This is a genomic window from Pusillimonas sp. NJUB218, assembly GCF_003788685.1.
Lineage (GTDB): Bacteria > Pseudomonadota > Gammaproteobacteria > Burkholderiales > Burkholderiaceae_B > Neopusillimonas.
In genome coordinates this window covers 83734-101330 of the sequence record NZ_NQMK01000002.1, presented here as the reverse complement: position 1 = coordinate 101330, position 17597 = coordinate 83734, and the positions used below count along the sequence as shown (strand labels likewise).

The following is a 17597-nucleotide window of genomic DNA, read 5'->3' as shown; positions in this document are numbered from 1 at the left end:
AGGCCTGACCACCTGAGCACAATGAAAACGGCCCTGTCACATACGACGCGACAGGGCCGTTTCGTATACCTTAACCGAAACGACCGGTAATATAGTCTTCGGTTTCTTTGCGCTGCGGCTTGACGAAGATGCTGTCCGTTTCACCGAACTCCATCAGTTCGCCCAGATACATGTAGGCGGTGTAGTCAGAGCAACGCGCGGCCTGCTGCATGTTGTGCGTTACGATAACCACGGTGTAATCGGTTTTCAACTCGGTAATCAACTCTTCGATTTTGGCCGTTGAAATCGGGTCAAGCGCCGAACATGGCTCGTCGAGCAACAACACTTCGGGCTTGATGGCCACACCGCGCGCAATACACAAACGCTGCTGTTGCCCACCCGACAAGCTATTGCCGCTTTGCTGCAACTTGTCTTTCACTTCGTTCCATAAGGCGGCTTTAGTCAGCGCCCATTCCACCCGCTCGTCCATTTCGCCCTTGCTGAGCTTTTCGAAGAGGCGCACACCAAAGGCAATGTTCTCGTAAATGCTCATGGGAAACGGCGTTGGCTTCTGGAACACCATGCCGATTTTGGCGCGAATCAGGGAAATGTCCATTTTGGACATCAGGATGTTCTCGCCACCCAGCAAAATTTCGCCTTCGGCCCGCTGGCCGGGATACAGCTCGAACATACGGTTGAATGTTCGCAACAGCGTAGATTTGCCACACCCCGATGGGCCAATAAACGCTGTCACCTTGTTCTCGCGAATCGACATATTGACATCGCGAATGGCGTGGAACTTGCCGTAGTAAAAATTCAGGTTCTTGACTTCGAGCTTCACGCGCTCGTCAGAGACATTGCTGTTCATGATTTATTTCCGGAAAAGCGCACGCGCAAGGATATTGATACCCAACACAAGCAAAGTAATAAGTACGGCACCGGCCCAGGCCAGTTCGTTCCAGTCAGAAAACGGGCTGGCCGCAAACTGGAAAATGACAACGGGCAAGTTCGCCATGGGCGCGTTCATGTTGAACGACAGGAACTGGTTGTTCAGGGCGGTAAACAGCAACGGCGCCGTTTCACCCGAAATACGGGCCACCGCAAGCAAAATACCGGTCACAATGCCCGAGCGCGCTGCGCGGTAGCAAATGAATGAAATGATTTTCCATTGCGGGCAACCCAGGGCTGCTGCGGCTTCGCGCAAGCTATTAGGCACCAACGACAACATGTTGTCGGTAGAGCGCACCACAACCGGGATAACGATGATCGCCAGCGCGACGGCCCCGGCCCAACCTGAATAGTGGCCCACCTGCGCCACATATACGGCATAAATGAACAAGCCAATAATGATGGAAGGCGCTGACAGCAAGACGTCATTAAGAAAACGCGTTGCCGGCGCCAGCCAGCCCCGCTGGCCATACTCGGCCAAATAAGTACCGGCCAGAACGCCAATCGGTGTACCGATCAGCGTACCCACAGTGGCCATCATCACGCTGCCAACAATGGCATTCAGCAGTCCACCTACCGCACGGGGCGCGGGCGTGGGCTCGGTAAAGAGCGTCAGTGACAAGGCACTGCCCCCCTTGAATACCAGCGTGCCGATGATCCAGAACAACCAGAACAGGCCGAAAAGCAGCGCAGCCATCGACAGCACCAGCATGATCTTGTTGAATACCCGGCGCTTGCGGTAAACCGGGTTGTCGACAGTAACGATGGAGTCAGAATTAAACATTAAGGTTTCTCTCGTATTCGTTGGGCGTTAGTGCGCCGTTCCTTCGTTCTTACCCAGACGCAGCAGCATCATTTTTGACAATGCCAGCACAACGGTCGTGATCAGGAACAGAATCAGCCCCAACTCGAGCAATGCAGACTTTTGCATCCCACCGGCTTCGTTGAACTCGTTAGCCAATGCTGACGCAATTGAATTAGAGGGCGAGAAAATGGAACTGGGCAGGTTGTACGAGTTACCAATAACAAAGGTAATTGCCATGGTTTCACCCAGGGCACGCCCCAGGCCCAGCATAATGCCGCCGACCACGCCATTTTTGGTGAACGGCAACACCACCTTCCAGACAACTTCCCAGGTGGTCCCCCCTAGGCCATATGCCGACTCTTTGAGCAATGGCGGCACCAGTTCAAACACATCGCGCATCACCGCCGCAATAAACGGGATGATCATGATGGACAGCACGAGCCCGGCGGTAAACACACCAATACCAAACGGAGGGCCCGCAAAAAACTGGTTCAGGACAGGGATAGGTTCGAAGAACGAAATCAGGCCGGGTTGAATGAACTCCTGGAACAGGGGCACAAAAACAAACAGGCCCCACATCCCGTAAATAATCGAAGGGATAGCGGCCAACATTTCAATGGCGGTACCCAAAGGGCGACGCAACCAGGTGGGCGACAGTTCAGTCAGGAACATCGCGATCCCGAAAGAAATAGGCACAGCAATAACCAGCGCAATTACCGAGCTGAGCAACGTACCGACAATAGGTACCAATGCCCCGTACTGGTCTTCAACCGGGTTCCATTCATTGGTCCACAAGAAGCTGATGCCGTACTTTGCGATGGATTCCTGGCTGCCGTAAATCAGCGACACCATGATTGCAGCCAGCAGGATGAAAACCAAAAAAGCAAATGTGCGTGTCAGGTTTTTGAACGCAATATCCATCAAGGTGCCGGTTCTGTTTGCCATGTTTGTTTCTAGCCGATTACGACCTTTGGCGGCGAGGCGCCAAATGACCAATATTTACACACGATAAAGACGGTGCCGCAGGTACTGCGACACCGTCCGTCAGGTTTGAGTCACACGATCAACGCGTTACACCCAAAATTTACTTCCAGATAGCAGAGCCATCAGCTGCTTTGATATCTGTTTTCCAGCCGGCCAGAATTTGGTCTGTAACCGCTTTGGGCATAGGCACGTAGTCGAGCTCTGCAGCCATGCTCGCGCCGTTTTCGAAGGCCCAATTGAAGAATGTCAGGACTTCTTTGGCGTTTTCGGGCTTGTCTTGAGCTTTGTGAACCAGAATGAACGAAGCCGAGGTAACGGGCCAGGACTCAGCGCCAGGTTCATCAGTCAGGACAACGCCCATGCCAGGCGCACTCTTCCAGTCGGCGTTAGCTGCTGCAGCGGCAAACGCTTCTTGCGAGGGCTGTACAAACTTGCCGTCTTTATTTTGCAGCGCTGTCCAGGACAGGTTATTTTGCTTGGCGTAAGCGTACTCAACATAACCTATCGAGTTCTTCAACTGGCGAACATAGGCGGCAACGCCTTCGTTACCCTTACCACCCTGACCGGTAGGCCATTTAACGGCTTTGCCTTCGCCAACTTTTTCTTTCCATTCGGCCGATACTTTGGACAAATAGTTTGTCCAGCCAAATGTCGTGCCCGAACCGTCGGAACGGTGTACCACAACGATAGAAGCCGAAGGCAATTTAACGTCGGGGTTGATTTTCTTGATGGCTTCGTCGTCCCATTTGGTGATTTTAGCCAGGAAAATGTCAGCCAAAACCTGAGGCGTCAGCTTGAGTTCGCCAGGCTTAACGCCGTCAACGTTGATGACGGGCACCGTACCGCCAATAATCGCGGGGAACTGGAACAAACCGTGCTTCTCGAGCAGATCGGCCTTCATTGGATCGTCGGAGGCACCGAAGTCTACGGTCTTGGCAATAATTTGCTGTTGACCACCACCCGAACCAATGGACTGGTAGTTAACACGATTGCCGGTTACCTCTTGGTACTTGGCTGCCCATTTGGCATAAATGGGGTACGGGAACGAAGCACCAGCGCCTGTGATATCGGCAGCGTGGGCGGCCAGCGAGGCGGCGCCAAAGGCGATACCAACGGAAACTTGCAATAAAACGCGTTTAAACATCGAGTGATCCTCTTGGACTGTTTAAGAATTGACACATGCAACAACTTGCACAGTCGATATCGTACGAGCCCAATATGACATGTTCGTGACAGCGACCGTTTTTTTAATGCCCCAGCAATGCCATGAGCTTTTCTTGCATGTTTATACGGCTGGCACGCGACTTGACGCGCAGGTACGACCCGTCGGGCTGGGCACGCCACGCCAGCACGTTGTCGCGCAGCGCCCAGGTAAAGGCCTCGGTAATAACCCGTTTTTTAAGGGCTTTGTCCAGGATGGGGAACCCCACTTCGACACGGCGGAAAAAATTGCGATCCATCCAGTCGGCGGACGACAAATAGACCTTTTCTTCGCCGTTGGCATGAAAATAAAATACACGAGAATGTTCGAGATAGCGTCCGACGATTGACCGAAGCCGGATGTTTTCAGATAACCCGGGCACCCCGGCACGCAATGCGCAGGCGCCACGGATAACCAGGTCAACCTTTACGCCGGCCTGACTGGCTTTGTACAGTTCGTCGATCACTCGGGGTTCGAGCAACGAATTCATTTTTGCCATGACCCGGGCCTTTTTACCCGCGCGGGCGTTTTCGGCCTCTTGGCGAATAAATTCAACCACCGTGTCGTGTAATGTAAACGGCGACTGCAGCAGCAACTTGAGCGGTCGGCGCGCGCCCAGCCCGGTAAGCAACGAAAACACCTTATCCATGTCTTCGCACATCCGCTGGTTAGCCGTCAGCAACCCAAAGTCTGTGTACAGACGCGACGTACGCACATGATAGTTACCCGTGCCCAGGTGGCCATAGCGCCTGATATGCCCCTTTTCACGTCGCAGCACCAGTGCCATTTTGGCGTGCGTTTTATGACCAACGACGCCGTAACTGACGTGCGCCCCAACCTCTTCGAGGCGGGCGGCCCAGTTGATATTGGTTTGCTCATCGAAACGCGCCATCAACTCAACGACTACCGTGACCTCTTTACCGGCCTTGGCAGCGGCCAACAGCACCGCCATCAACTCGGAGTCTTCGCCGGTACGGTAAATGGTTTGCTTGATGGCGACAACATCGGGATCACGCGCTGCGGCAATTAAAAAATCGAGTACAGGCTGAAATGACTGATAGGGATGGTGTAGCAAGTGGTCTTTGACGCTGATAGCGTCGAACACGCCCGCCGGGTCGTTATGCAAATGGGCAAAGGGCTCGGGTACTTTGGGCCGATACTCGGAGAACTGCAGGTCGGGACGATCGACTGCGCTGCATACCTGCATAAGACGCGACAGATTGACCGGCCCGTTCACACGATAGGTATCGTGCGGCTCGAGAGAAAACTCTTGCTGCAGGAAGTTGATAAGCTTTTGCGGCATCACGTGATCGACTTCAAGGCGCACTGCCGCCCCGAAATTGCGCTGCGACAACTCGCCCTGCAATGCCAGACGCAGGTTGGTGATTTCTTCTTCGTCGACAAACAGGTCGCTGTTGCGCGTAACTCGCCACTGATAACAGCCCCCTACCTCAAGCCCTGGGAACAGTTCGCCCACAAACTCTGAAATAAGCGTAGAGAGCAGGATGAACCCGTGCTGCACCCCGGAAATTTCGGGCGGTACGCGCATGACGCGCGGCAAAGCGCGAGGCGCCTGCACGATAGCAATTTGCCCCTGACGGCGAAATGCGTCTTCGCCGGACAACGACACAATAAAGTTCAGACTTTTATTAAACACCCGGGGAAACGGATGCGCCGGATCCAGACCAATCGGCGTGAGCAACGGCATGACGTCGCGCATGAAAACATTGTGCGCCCACATCCGTTGCTCGTCTGTCCAGTGGTGAGGGTCGGACAGCGTAATGCCCTCTTTGGCCAAGGCCGGCAAAATTTCGGTAGTCAACAGATGGTACTGACGCTCGATCAACCCCCGGGCGGCAACCTGAATGCGCTCGAAGGCTTCCGTTGGCTTATAGCCATCGGGCCCCACCACATTGGCATTGCGGGCCATTTGCTCTTTAAGACTGGAAATCCGTATTTCGAAAAACTCGTCAAGGTTCGAACTGACGATGCAAACATAACGTAAACGTTCGATTAGCGGAGTAGTGGCGTAGTCGGCCATGGCCAGAACACGCTCGTTGAACTTCAGCAAAGACAACTCACGATTCAGCAGAGTGGGCTGATCACCATTTAACGGGACAATCGAAGGCATACGGAATCCAGGTTACAAGGGGGGCTGCCAGACTTATACGTCAGTTTCTTGACAGGATTATGACAACCTGCAACGGTACATTCAAGCCGTTACCCCGTGCCGACTTGACCGATGACAACGCCGCGACACAATAAACCTTTGCACCCGCCGCCGGTTTGAGCCCAAACAGAATTTATAATCCAGGAGCCACACAACGGATAACCACGAATGGACCACCTACTTGCCGCCGTCGATCTCGGCTCCAACAGCTTCCGGCTTTCTATTGGCCGCGTCGTCCAGCAAGACGACATAGCCCATATCTACGCTGTCGACAGGCTGAAAGAGTCAGTACAGCTGGCTGCCGGCCTGGGGCCCGACGACATCCTCGACGATGCATCAATCGCCCGGGCCATTACCGTCTTACGCCGCTATGGCGAACGTCTGGACGGCTTCCATCCCGACCGCGTACGTGCCGTCGCCACCAGCACCTTCAGGGTCGCCAAAAACGCCAATGTGTTATTGCCCCTCGCCGAAGAGGCGCTGGGGTTTCCCATCGAAGTCATTGCAGGCCAGGAAGAAGCCCGGCTTATCTTTTCTGGGGTGGCCAACGAACTCCCCCCCTCGCAAAATCGCCGCCTGGTCATCGACATTGGCGGCGGCTCAACCGAATTCATCATCGGATGCGGGTTTGAACCCCTGCAACTGTCGTCGCTGCTCATGGGCTGCGTCAGCTACACGCAGCGTTTTTTCCCAGATGGCAAAATTACCGCCGACCGCATGGATCGCGCGCAAATTGCCGCCCGGCGCGAGCTTGAAACCATCTCTCGCAAATTTCGCAAAACAGGTTGGCAAGAAGCCTACGGCTCTTCCGGCACTGCCAAGGCATTGTTCGCGGTCCTGACCGACTCAAACATGTCACGCCAGGGTATCACGCTGGAAGGGCTCGAAAAACTACGCGCCAAGCTGGTCTCAGATGGCAAGGTTGTGGTCGACCAACTACCTGGGCTCAAAGCGTCCAGGGCCAACGTCTTGGCCGGCGGCCTGGCCATCATGCTGGCGGCCTTCCACGAGCTTAAAATCGAAAGCATGTGGTCTGGCGAAGGGGCCTTGCGGGTAGGCGTGCTTTACGACCTGCTGGGGCGAGAGTCCGCGCACGACAAACGCGACGAAACCTCGAAACAGTTCATGCGCCGCTACCATGTCGACACTGCGCAAGCATCGCGCGTCCGCCAGGCTGCGCTCAAACTGTTCGAACCCCTGAACATCGACCCGCAACAAAAAGAAGACCTGCAAAAATCACTGGGCTGGGCCGCCGAACTTCACGAGATCGGCTTTTCCATCACCGCCGACCACTATCACAAGCACAGCGCGTATATCCTAGAACACGCCGATATGCCTGGGTTTTCAAACGACGAACAAGCCGCACTATCGTGGTTGGTGCTTGGACACCTGGGCAAACTGGGCAAGCTTAAATCGCGCAAGCCAACACGTAACCAATGGGCTGCGCTGCTCTGCCTGCGCCTTGCGGTGCTACTCATGCGCCGCCGCGAAAGCCTGCAGCGCCTGCCCATGCGTATCGAACTCGACGACAACAGCCTGCGCATCATTACCAACAAAGTTTGGATGGCCAATCATTCGCTCACGGCCTATTCACTTGAAAACGAAGTAACCGAATGGGTAAAAACAGGCTTTAACGTCGTTCTGGAATAAACGCCACCCAAAAATAAGCGCAGCGTAAAGCAGCGCCAGCCAATGCAAAAAGCCTGCCGGTATGCCGACAGGCTTTTTGCATTGTTAACGACGCTGTCTGCAGTAATCGGTTAGCGACTAAGCCAGACCAAAATGCTTACGGTAGCGATCGTCCATGCGGGTCATATCGAGCAACACAGGGAAGTCGGCTGTGTTGAAGTCGGGGTCCCAGGCAGGTTCGCCGCAAATAGTGGCGCCCAGTTTCAAATACCCCTTGATAAGCGGAGGCACGCGGGCAGGAAGCTCGCTGTTGAGACGCTCAACCGGGTAGCGATGACGGGGAATGACTCGCGGCATCTCGGGCGCTGCATCGAGTTCTTTTTTAGCCGAACGCCAGACTTCGGCAGCCGTAACGCCGTCGTCGCGCAGACTAACACTGGCACACCCCAGCACGTACCGAAGGCCATGCTGCTTGACCAGGGTAGCAATACCAGACCAGAGCAACATAATGACCGAGCCGTTCCGGTAATCGGCATGAATACACGAACGACCGACTTCGGCCATGTTCGAGCGCAGCCCTTGCAAAGCACTGATATCGAACTCGGACTCAGAGTAATACCCACCGGCTTTGGCCACGTTGGCGGGCGACAAAAATCTGTAGGTGCCAACCACGCGACCGGAATTAGCCTCTTTGACCATGACATGTTCACACCATGGATCATAGCGATCGGCGTCAAGACCATCGACAGCATCAGGGAAAACCGCGTTCATTTCTTCGGTGAACACGTTAAACCTTAGGCGCTGTATGGCCTCGAGTTCTTCGTTGGTACGCGCCAAACCCATGACAAGGCTTTCAGCCGGAGCTGACCATACAGCAGTGGTATCGACGTTTGCGTTAACACGCACAAGCTCGAGCATAGACATTACTCCACAAACATGCAGCGATTATGACCGGGTAATGTTTCAAGTATTCGCCAATTACGTTACTGCTTTGTTAAATTAACTGCAACCAATTCTCGCACACATTGCTCAGCCAAGTCAGCCTCTTCAGCCTCGACCATCAAGCGTAGCTTGGGTTCGGTACCCGAAGCACGGATTAAAACCCGCCCACGATTTCCCAAACGCGCCTCGACGGCTTCGCGTGCGTGCTGCAAACCTTGATGAGTTTGCCATTGCAAACCGGGCGTTAGCGCCACATTCACCATTTTTTGCGGGTACATTTTCAGGTCGGCAACCAGTTGCGGGAGCGTATGACCTGAACGGCGCAAGGCAGTCAGCACTTGCAGCGCGGCAATAATGCCATCGCCTGTCGTGTGGCAATCGAGACACAACAAATGTCCCGAACTTTCGCCACCATACAGCCAACCCTTCTGCTTCATGAGCTCAAGCACATAGCGATCGCCCACATTGGCACGCGCAAAGCCAATACCCATATCGGCCATACGCTTTTCGAAACCAAAATTGGTCATCAGCGTGCCGACGACGCCCTCGACCGCATGCGCCTTGTGACGCCCGGCCACAATCACGTAAAGCAGTTCGTCGCCGTTGTAAACGCGGCCTTCGCGGTCAACCATCTGCAGTCGATCGGCATCGCCGTCTAGTGCGATACCCAGATCAGCGCCGTGCTCGCGAACCGTCTGCGCCAGATTTTCGGGGTGCAATGCGCCAACACCCTCGTTGATATTGAAACCATCGGGCTGACAGCCAATGGCAATGACCTCAGCGCCCAGTTCGCGGAACACATGGGGAGCGATGTGATACGCCGCACCGTGCGCCGCATCGACCACGATTTTCATGCCCGAAAGGTCGAGCTCGTTGGGAAAGGTGCTTTTGCAAAACTCGATATACCGCCCTGCCGCGTCGTCGATGCGACGGGCACGGCCCAGGGCCTCGGATGACACACACCCAAGCGGCGCATCGATTGCCGATTCGATTTCAGACTCGATATCGTCAGGCAACTTCATGCCCTGTGCCGAGAAAAACTTGATGCCATTGTCTTGATAAGGGTTGTGCGACGCACTGATGACGATACCCGCCGTCAGACGCAGGGCCCGCGTAAGGTAAGCCACAGCCGGCGTAGGCACTGGCCCGGCCAACAAGACGTCGACACCGGCCCCCGAGAGCCCGGCTTCGAGTGCCGACTCGAGCATATAGCCTGAAATACGCGTGTCTTTGCCAATAACCACCGTAGGCCGGCCGCGCCCGTGCGTGTGATGCCTGGCCAACACCTGACCCGCTGCATAACCTAATCGCAAGGCAAACTCGGGGTTGATGGTGGCACCACCAACAACCCCGCGTATCCCGTCTGTGCCAAAATACTTGCGCTGACTCATTCTTCTATTCCATTTTCTATTGTTTGCCAGACCTTGATGGCATCGAGGGTGGGCGCAACGTCGTGAACACGCACCATGGCTGCACCCCGCATTACCCCGGCAAGGGCACCTGCCACACTGCCGCCCAGACGCTCGTGCGCCGGACGCCCGGTCACATGACCAATCATGGACTTGCGGGACAGCGCCACCAACCAAGGATAATCGTCGAATTGTAAATCGTGAAGTTGCTTAAGCAACTGGTAATTTTGAGCTGCTGTTTTACCAAAACCGAAACCTGGGTCGAGCAAAATTCGAGAAGCGGCCACACCACCGGCCCGCAGGGCCTGCACCCGCTCGTTCAAAAACGCACGTACCTCGGCAACGACGTCGATATAACTGGGGGCTTGCTGCATCGTGCGGGGCTCACCCTGCATATGCATGACACACAACCCGCACTGCGACCCCGCGACCGCCTGAATCGCACCAGGCTGCCGAAAGCCAAATATATCGTTGATCATGTCGGCGCCCGCATCGATGACGCAGCGCATGACATCGGGCTTGAACGTGTCGACGGAAAGGGGCACGCCCAGCGGCCGTAACGCCTCGATGACAGGTAACAGGCGCGACAACTCTTCGTCGGCTTCGACAGGTTGTGCGCCCGGCCGGGTAGACTCGGCACCAATATCGATAATGTCCGCGCCGTCGGCAATGAGCTGACGCGCGTGAGCAATGGCATCTTCGGTTGCAAAATGCAGGGCGCCATCGGAAAAGGAGTCGGGGGTAACGTTAAGGATACCCATGACAAGCGGGCGCTCGAAGGTCAGTTCGAAGCGCCCGCATTGGAGACGTTGCGTCATGTAGGGAGCACGCGGCGATAAAGTGAATTACACAGGCGTTGCAGCGGTATCGGCAGCGCCCTTGTCTTTTCCGTCGGATGACGAGACGCCTTCGGAGGGTGTGCCACCGCTTGATGCACCACCCGAAGAAGACAGATCATCGAGGTCTTTGGGAGGACGGGGAGGACGACCTTCCATGATGTCGTTGATCTGGTCAGCGTCGATGGTTTCCCAGTCGAGCAGCGCCTTGGCCATCGCTTCCATTTTGTCGCGATTGCTTTCGATGAGGTTGCGGGCAACCGTGTACTGCTGGTCGATGATGGCGCGGATTTCCTGGTCGACCTTTTGCATGGTGGACTCGGACATATGCGTGGTTTTGGTCACGCTGCGGCCCAAGAAGACCTCGCCCTCGTTCTCGGCGTACACCATAGGCCCGAGCGTATCGGTCATGCCGTAACGGGTAACGATGTCGCGGGCAATGGCCGTGGCACGCTCGAAGTCGTTGGACGCGCCGGTCGTCATTTGATTCATGAAGACCTCTTCAGCGATACGACCGCCAAACAGAACCGCGATCATATTGAGCAAACGCTCTTTGTCCATACTGTAGCGATCGCTTTCGGGCAACTGCATGGTAACGCCCAGGGCACGGCCACGCGGAATGATGGTGACCTTGTGGACAGGATCAGTTTTAGGCAAGCAACGCGCGACCAGTGCGTGACCGGACTCGTGATAAGCCGTATTGCGACGCTCTTCTTCGGGCATGACCAAACCACGGCGCTCGGCACCCATGATAATTTTGTCTTTGGCTTTCTCGAAGTCTTGCATATCGACAGTGCGGCCACTACGGCGCGCAGCGAACAAGGCAGCCTCGTTGACCAGATTGGCCAGGTCGGCACCCGAAAACCCGGGCGTACCGCGCGCCAGGACCATAGCATCTACATTGGACGCCAACGGTACTTTGCGCATATGCACTTTAAGAATTTGCTCGCGACCACGAATATCAGGCAAGCCCACGACCACCTGGCGGTCGAAACGGCCGGGACGCAGCAAGGCGGGGTCGAGGACGTCGGGGCGGTTAGTCGCCGCAATAACGATGACGCCCTGGCCTGTTTCGAAGCCGTCCATTTCAACCAGCAACTGGTTCAGGGTTTGCTCGCGCTCGTCGTTGCCGCCACCCAGGCCTGCACCGCGTTGACGGCCGACCGCATCGATTTCGTCGATGAAGATAATGCAAGGTGCCTGCTTTTTGGCGTTTTCGAACATGTCGCGGACGCGGGCAGCGCCCACCCCAACAAACATTTCGACGAAGTCGGAGCCAGAAATACTGAAAAACGGTACTTTGGCTTCGCCAGCAATAGCCTTGGCAAGCAAGGTTTTACCTGTACCGGGGTTGCCTACCAGCAACACGCCACGGGGAATACGACCACCCAGGCGCTGAAACTTTGTGGGGTCACGCAGGAAGTCGACCAATTCTTTGACGTCTTCTTTGGCCTCGTCGCACCCGGCGACATCGGCAAACGTGATGTTATTGGTGTTTTCGTCGAGCATGCGAGCACGCGACTTACCAAAACTAAAAGCCCCGCCCTTGCCGCCGCCTTGCATTTGACGCATGAAGAAGACCCAGACCCCGATAAGCAACAGCATGGGGAACCAGGAAATGAACACACTGGTCAAGAACGAGGGCTCTTCGCGAGCTTTGCCAGACACCTGTACGCCAGCCTTGACCAGTTCTGGAACCATCCAGAGGTCGCCAGGAGACGTCAGGCTATAGGGTCGGCCGGAATCGGGCGTAACGAAAATGGTGTCGCCCTGGATGTCGACTTTGGAAATGCGCCCCGCGCGCGCTTCATCCATGAACTGAGTGTAGGTCACGGAATCGCTGGTGGCAGGCCGGCCGTCGAACTGTTTAAAAACAGTAAACAACACCAGCGCAATCACCATCCAGATCGCTACTTTGGAAAACGAGTTGTTCAAAGCCAACCTCCTAGAAACTGCGGCTTGCGGGGAACATATAAGGCGGCCCCAATAATACGGTTAACAGGTCATTCTAACCCGTTAATAATAAAGTGTGGCTCAAGACTTGAGACGCTGGCCGACCAGAAAAGTTTCGGACGACTTGCCCCGCGATGCCTTGGGCTTGCGCTCGACAACCCGGACAAAATGTCTTTTGAACGACTCGACGATTTGCGAAAAACCACTGCCATGAAACGCTTTGACAATCAGCGCGCCATCGGGCTTGAGATGATTCACAGCAAATTCTAACGCTAAATCGCAAACATGCTGAATACGAGCTGAATCAGCAGACCCTACGCCTGATAAGTTGGGGGCCATGTCTGAAATTACAAGATTCACCTGTTTACCTTCAAGCATGGTTTCAAGTTGATGCAAAACCGTGTCTTCGCGAAAATCGCCCTGCAAAAACTCGACCCCGGCAATAGGCTCCATGGGAAGCAGGTCAAGCGCTATGACCCGCCCGTCGATAACACCACCGGCGCCTACCAGGCGCTCGCGAGCCACCTGCGACCAGCTGCCCGGTGCGGCCCCAAGGTCAACAACGATATCGCCCTTGTGCATGAGCTTTTCGGTGTCGAGAATTTCGATAAGTTTGAACGCAGCGCGGGCTCGATAGCCTTTTTGTTGCGCCATTTTCACATAGGGATCATTAATGTGTTGCTGAACCCACTCTTTTGAGAATTTTTTCTTGGCCATTCCCGTACAATTCAAATATGCCCAAATTAGACATTACTTCGCAAGAACGCAGCGCCCTTCGCGCCCGCGCCCACCCTTTACGCCCTGTCGTCCTCGTCGGCGACCGTGGCCTGACGGAATCGGTTATTCAAGAGATCGACCGTAATCTTACCGCGCACCAGCTCATTAAGGTCAAAATGGCCGGCCAAGAGCGCGACGAGCGTGAAGCTTCGCTCGCATCATTGTGCGAGCAATTGTCATGCGCCCCGGTACACCACCTGGGTAAAACACTTATCTTGTTCCGCCCCGACCCAAAACAGCGCCGGGCCGAAGAAGAAAGCGTTAATGCCACGCGCGCGGTGCGCAAACCCACCGAGCCGCACACACCCAAAAAACTGGCTGCTGCAGGGGTCACCAAAACCCGCAAGGCCGGCATCGCCGAACGTTCGGCGCGCAAAACCGAACGCCTCGAAAATGCAGCCCCAAAGGTACGCCGCGCATCAACGCCCGGCACAGTGGCATCGGGAGCACGCAAAACGGCCGCCAAACCCGCTGCCGGTGCTGCACACGGTATTCCGCGTCGTGGCGGCAGCGCCTTGTCGCTCAAGGCCGGCGCCCGCCGCTCTGCTGTGGCTCGGCCAAAAATTCGTTAAAACGCTACGCGTCTGGCCTGCTGCTCATGTTGCAGGCGCCTGTAGTGGCAAGGAAAAAATAAAAGCCCGGCAAAACTCGCTCGGGCTTTACATTAGGGGCGCCAGCCAGCCGGCGCAAAAATCAGACGTAGCTGACAGAAAGAATTTCGTATTCGCGCACACCGGCGGGCGCCTGTACCTCAACAACATCGCCTTCGCTTTTGCCGATTAGGGCACGGGCGACTGGGCTGGATACTGAAATACGATTTTCACGGATGTCGGCTTCGATGTCGCCCACAATTTGGTAGGCCACACGTTTGCCCGATTCCAACTCTTCAATTTCTACGGTAGCGCCAAATACCGCCTTGCCTTCAGCGTCGAGTGCAGCCGGATCAATAACCTGCGCATTCGATAGCGTACCCTCAAGCTCCTGGATACGGCCTTCTACAAACGCCTGACGCTCACGCGCCGCGTCGTATTCGGCATTTTCAGACAAATCACCCTGAGCACGCGCCTCGGCAATAGCGTTAATGACCTCGGGGCGTTCGACTGTTTTCAGTCGATGTAGTTCTTTTTGCAAGCGCTCAACGCCACTTACCGTCAACGGGATCGCAGACATAATGCTTCCTGAATAAAAAGTAAAAAAGACGCCCCAAAGGAGCGCCCGATTGGTAAAACGTTAATACTGCAAGGTACAAAGGAAATCCCCGGTCGGTGACAACCGGGGATTTGAACCTATTGTCGGCAAAGTTGGCCCAAAAAGCAAGCCCTTGGGCAAAAATTGCTAAAAAACCAAAAATAGCCGGTAGTTAGCCGCGTTTTGACTGTCTTAGCAGTGCGTAAAGAATAATTGCACCAAAAGTAGCCGTGCCAATACCGTCCAAACGGAAGGCACCAAGTTCGAGCGAGAAATTACCCGCGCCCAACACCAATGTTACGGCCGCGACGATGAGGTTACGGTTGTCGCTGAAATCGACCTGGTTGACCACCCAAATGCGGGCGCCGGCAATAGCAATCAAGCCAAATACAACAATCGACATCCCCCCAAGAACTGGGCCAGGAATGAGTTGAATGAGCGCACCGAACTTGGGCGAGAAGCCCAGGAAAATAGCAATAAACGCAGCAACCACAAATACGATTGAAGAGTAAATGCGGGTGACAGTCATAACCCCGATATTTTCAGCGTAGGTTGTGACGCCGGTACCGCCCACCGAGCCCGACACCATGGTGGCCACACCGTCGCCCACAAACGCACGGCCCAGGTATTTATCGAGGTTTTGGCCCGTCATAGCGCTGACCGCCTTGATGTGGCCCAAATTTTCGGCGACTAGAATTATGGCGACAGGCACGATGACGCTCATGGCGCCGACTTCGAAGACTGGACTGGAGAATGTCGGCAGGCCAAACCAAGCCGCGCCGGCAATACCGCTGAAGTCCATGGGTTTACCCAACCCGAAGCCATTAGCCAAAATGGCATAAATAACGCAGGCCAGGATAAGCCCGACCAGAATCAGCAGCCGTTGTGTGACGCCGCGTGTATAAACTGCAACGCCACCAACACACAGCACCGTGATCAGCGCCATGATGGCTTCGAAGGTTGACCCGCCCATGGCGCCCTTAGCGGCAATAGGCGCCAGATTAAGACCGATGACCGCAACGATAGAACCCGTCACCACGGGCGGCATCCAGGCATCGATCCAGTCGGAACCATTGGCTGAACGGGCATTAAGCCACCACACCACCAGGCCAATAAGGGTATAAACCAGACCGCAGATAATGATAGCCCCCAGCGCTACACCGATGTTGGCGTTGGCACCGCCGCCGGCATACCCGGTGACCGCAATCACACCCCCAATAAATGCAAAGCTAGAGCCCAAATAGCTGGGCACACGTCCACCCACAAACAAGAAGAAAATAAGCGTGCCGATGCCGGACATTAAAATAGCGACGTTCGGGTCAAAACCCATGAGTAACGGCGCAAGAATGGTAGAACCGAACATAGCCACCACGTGCTGGGCGCCCATGGCAACGTTCTGAGGCCACGACAAGCGTTCGTCGGGCTGTACGACCCCGCCCGAGGCGTCGGGGTTAACCTGGCGCCACCGCGGAAAATATGAGTTTGACATTGAAATGCCTTCTTGAAGTAGTTATGAAATGGAGCTTCTCACAAAGCCGAAAGTTTACGGGTAGGCTCGACCCGTTCGCAACAAATAATTGCTGGAATAAGTCATGAAGAAAAAAAATGCGACCGAGGGTTGCCCATGCGGCGGACTACCGACGGGTTCGTCTTACGACCAATGTTGCGCACAGTACATCGACGCCGGACATATTGCGCCAAGCGCCGAACACCTGATGCGGTCACGATATACCGCCTATACCCTGGCACGCGCCGACTACCTAAGGGCAAGCTGGCACCCTGACACCCGGCCAACCGAACTGGTGCTCGACGCACCGGATGCCCCGCACGGAACGCGCTGGCTTGGGCTGACCGTTCATGCCTTTCGCGAAATCGACGAAACACATGCGGAAGTAAGTTTTACCGCAAGGTACCGCGAAGCAGGACGGGCGCACCGCCTGACCGAAACCAGCCGCTTCATCAAAGAAAACGGCCAGTGGCTTTACGTAGACGGGATAATCGAAAATGCCGTTTAAGGCTGAGACGTCTGGCGAGGCTTGCGCTCGCGTCGTGATGCCACGCGATCGTACAGACTATTTGGCACCCAGCGCAGTAACCTTGCAACCCATCCCATTTGCCAGGGGATCACAATATACGACACGCCGTTATCGATAGCGCGTATCGCCCGCCGGGCAAAAGCATCGACGGGCATTAAAAATGGCATTTTGTAGGGATTTTTCGCGGTCATTGGTGTACGGATAAAGCCCGGCGCCAAAGTCACCACCTTAACGCCTGTACCGTAAAGCTCAACACGCAGGCTTTCACAATAATTTCGCACAGCGGCTTTAGACGCGCTGTAAGCGCCTGCACCCGGCAAGCCCCGCACGGCAGCAACGCTGGCCACCCCTACCAAAGTGCCCCGCCCTTGCGCCTTCATGGCGGCCACAAAAGGTTCGAATGTAGAAACCGTACCGGCCACGTTAGTGGTCATGACACGCTGAAAGACATCGAAGTCCTCGGCCTCTTCGGTGAGTGTGCCTACACTTATACCGGCCGAGGCGATAACAACATCGACGGGCCCCAGAGACAGGAAATCGTTTGCGGCCCGATGCAGCGCATCGCGATCGATCACGTCGAGGACATAGACTTTATGCACGCCCGGAAGCGCATCGGCCAAGGTTTCAAGGGCATCGGCACGACGCCCCACCAGACCAAGCTGACAGCCGCGGGCCGCATAAAAACGGGCGAGCGCGGCACCTATGCCGCTGCTCGCCCCCGTGATGAACACACGCTGCAT

The 17597-nt window shown here is 55.4% G+C and carries 16 protein-coding genes; 3 read left to right on the top strand and 13 right to left on the bottom strand.

Annotated features, from left to right (window positions below; genetic code table 11):
* Positions 1-70: 70 nt before the first annotated feature.
* From pstB to ppk1, 5 genes are all read right to left on the bottom strand, one after another.
* Positions 71-847, bottom strand: coding sequence for a phosphate ABC transporter ATP-binding protein PstB (pstB, locus tag CHR62_RS03025; RefSeq protein ID WP_093970640.1), 777 nt, complete (start codon positions 845-847; stop codon positions 71-73).
* A gap of 3 nt (positions 848-850) precedes the next feature.
* Entirely contained in the window at positions 851-1711 is an 861-nt protein-coding gene (gene pstA, locus CHR62_RS03020; protein ID WP_093970639.1) for a phosphate ABC transporter permease PstA, read from the bottom strand.
* 27 nt (positions 1712-1738) lie between these two features.
* Positions 1739-2677, bottom strand: coding sequence for a phosphate ABC transporter permease subunit PstC (pstC, locus tag CHR62_RS03015; protein ID WP_093970638.1), 939 nt, complete (start codon positions 2675-2677; stop codon positions 1739-1741).
* A gap of 139 nt (positions 2678-2816) precedes the next feature.
* Positions 2817-3860 (bottom strand): phosphate ABC transporter substrate-binding protein PstS, encoded by a 1044-nt coding sequence (gene pstS / locus CHR62_RS03010; RefSeq protein ID WP_093970637.1) that lies wholly within the window; start codon positions 3858-3860, stop codon positions 2817-2819.
* Positions 3861-3963: 103 nt separating this feature from the next.
* Positions 3964-6048 carry a polyphosphate kinase 1 gene (gene ppk1, locus CHR62_RS03005; protein ID WP_123659992.1) on the bottom strand — a complete coding sequence of 695 codons (2085 nt, stop codon included), beginning with the start codon at positions 6046-6048 and terminating at the stop codon, positions 3964-3966.
* Positions 6049-6255: 207 nt separating this feature from the next.
* Between ppk1 and CHR62_RS03000 the strand changes: the two genes are divergently transcribed.
* Positions 6256-7737, top strand: a complete 1482-nt coding sequence (locus tag CHR62_RS03000; RefSeq protein WP_093970635.1) for a Ppx/GppA phosphatase family protein — start codon at positions 6256-6258, stop codon at positions 7735-7737.
* 117 nt (positions 7738-7854) lie between these two features.
* Here CHR62_RS03000 and CHR62_RS02995 read toward each other — a convergent pair whose 3' ends face one another.
* From CHR62_RS02995 to CHR62_RS02975, 5 genes are all read right to left on the bottom strand, one after another.
* On the bottom strand, positions 7855-8634 hold the full coding sequence (locus CHR62_RS02995) for a GNAT family N-acetyltransferase (protein WP_093970634.1): 780 nt from the start codon (positions 8632-8634) through the stop codon (positions 7855-7857).
* A gap of 65 nt (positions 8635-8699) precedes the next feature.
* Positions 8700-10049, bottom strand: coding sequence for a phosphoglucosamine mutase (gene glmM / locus CHR62_RS02990; RefSeq protein WP_123659991.1), 1350 nt, complete (start codon positions 10047-10049; stop codon positions 8700-8702).
* On the bottom strand, positions 10046-10885 hold the full coding sequence (gene folP, locus CHR62_RS02985; RefSeq protein WP_093970632.1) for a dihydropteroate synthase: 840 nt from the start codon (positions 10883-10885) through the stop codon (positions 10046-10048). The genes glmM and folP overlap by 4 nt, the downstream gene beginning before the upstream one ends.
* 27 nt (positions 10886-10912) lie before the next feature.
* The gene (gene ftsH / locus CHR62_RS02980; RefSeq protein WP_093970631.1) at positions 10913-12838 is read right to left on the bottom strand and encodes an ATP-dependent zinc metalloprotease FtsH; all 1926 of its coding nucleotides are present in this window, start codon (positions 12836-12838) and stop codon (positions 10913-10915) included.
* 99 nt (positions 12839-12937) lie between these two features.
* Positions 12938-13573, bottom strand: a complete 636-nt coding sequence (locus CHR62_RS02975; protein ID WP_123659990.1) for an RlmE family RNA methyltransferase — start codon at positions 13571-13573, stop codon at positions 12938-12940.
* Between the two features lie 17 nt (positions 13574-13590).
* Between CHR62_RS02975 and CHR62_RS02970 the strand changes: the two genes are divergently transcribed.
* Complete coding sequence (locus CHR62_RS02970; protein ID WP_123659989.1) at positions 13591-14205, top strand: YhbY family RNA-binding protein; 615 nt, start codon at positions 13591-13593, stop codon at positions 14203-14205.
* A gap of 121 nt (positions 14206-14326) precedes the next feature.
* Here CHR62_RS02970 and greA read toward each other — a convergent pair whose 3' ends face one another.
* Together greA and CHR62_RS02960 are read right to left on the bottom strand one after the other, a co-directional pair.
* On the bottom strand, positions 14327-14803 hold the full coding sequence (gene greA, locus CHR62_RS02965) for a transcription elongation factor GreA (protein WP_093970628.1): 477 nt from the start codon (positions 14801-14803) through the stop codon (positions 14327-14329).
* Between the two features lie 190 nt (positions 14804-14993).
* On the bottom strand, positions 14994-16310 hold the full coding sequence (locus CHR62_RS02960; RefSeq protein WP_123659988.1) for a solute carrier family 23 protein: 1317 nt from the start codon (positions 16308-16310) through the stop codon (positions 14994-14996).
* A gap of 103 nt (positions 16311-16413) precedes the next feature.
* Between CHR62_RS02960 and CHR62_RS02955 the strand changes: the two genes are divergently transcribed.
* Positions 16414-16836, top strand: a complete 423-nt coding sequence (locus CHR62_RS02955; RefSeq protein WP_123659987.1) for a YchJ family protein — start codon at positions 16414-16416, stop codon at positions 16834-16836.
* Here CHR62_RS02955 and CHR62_RS02950 read toward each other — a convergent pair.
* Positions 16833-17597 carry an SDR family oxidoreductase gene (locus CHR62_RS02950; protein WP_093970625.1) on the bottom strand — a complete coding sequence of 255 codons (765 nt, stop codon included), beginning with the start codon at positions 17595-17597 and terminating at the stop codon, positions 16833-16835. The genes CHR62_RS02955 and CHR62_RS02950 overlap by 4 nt on opposite strands.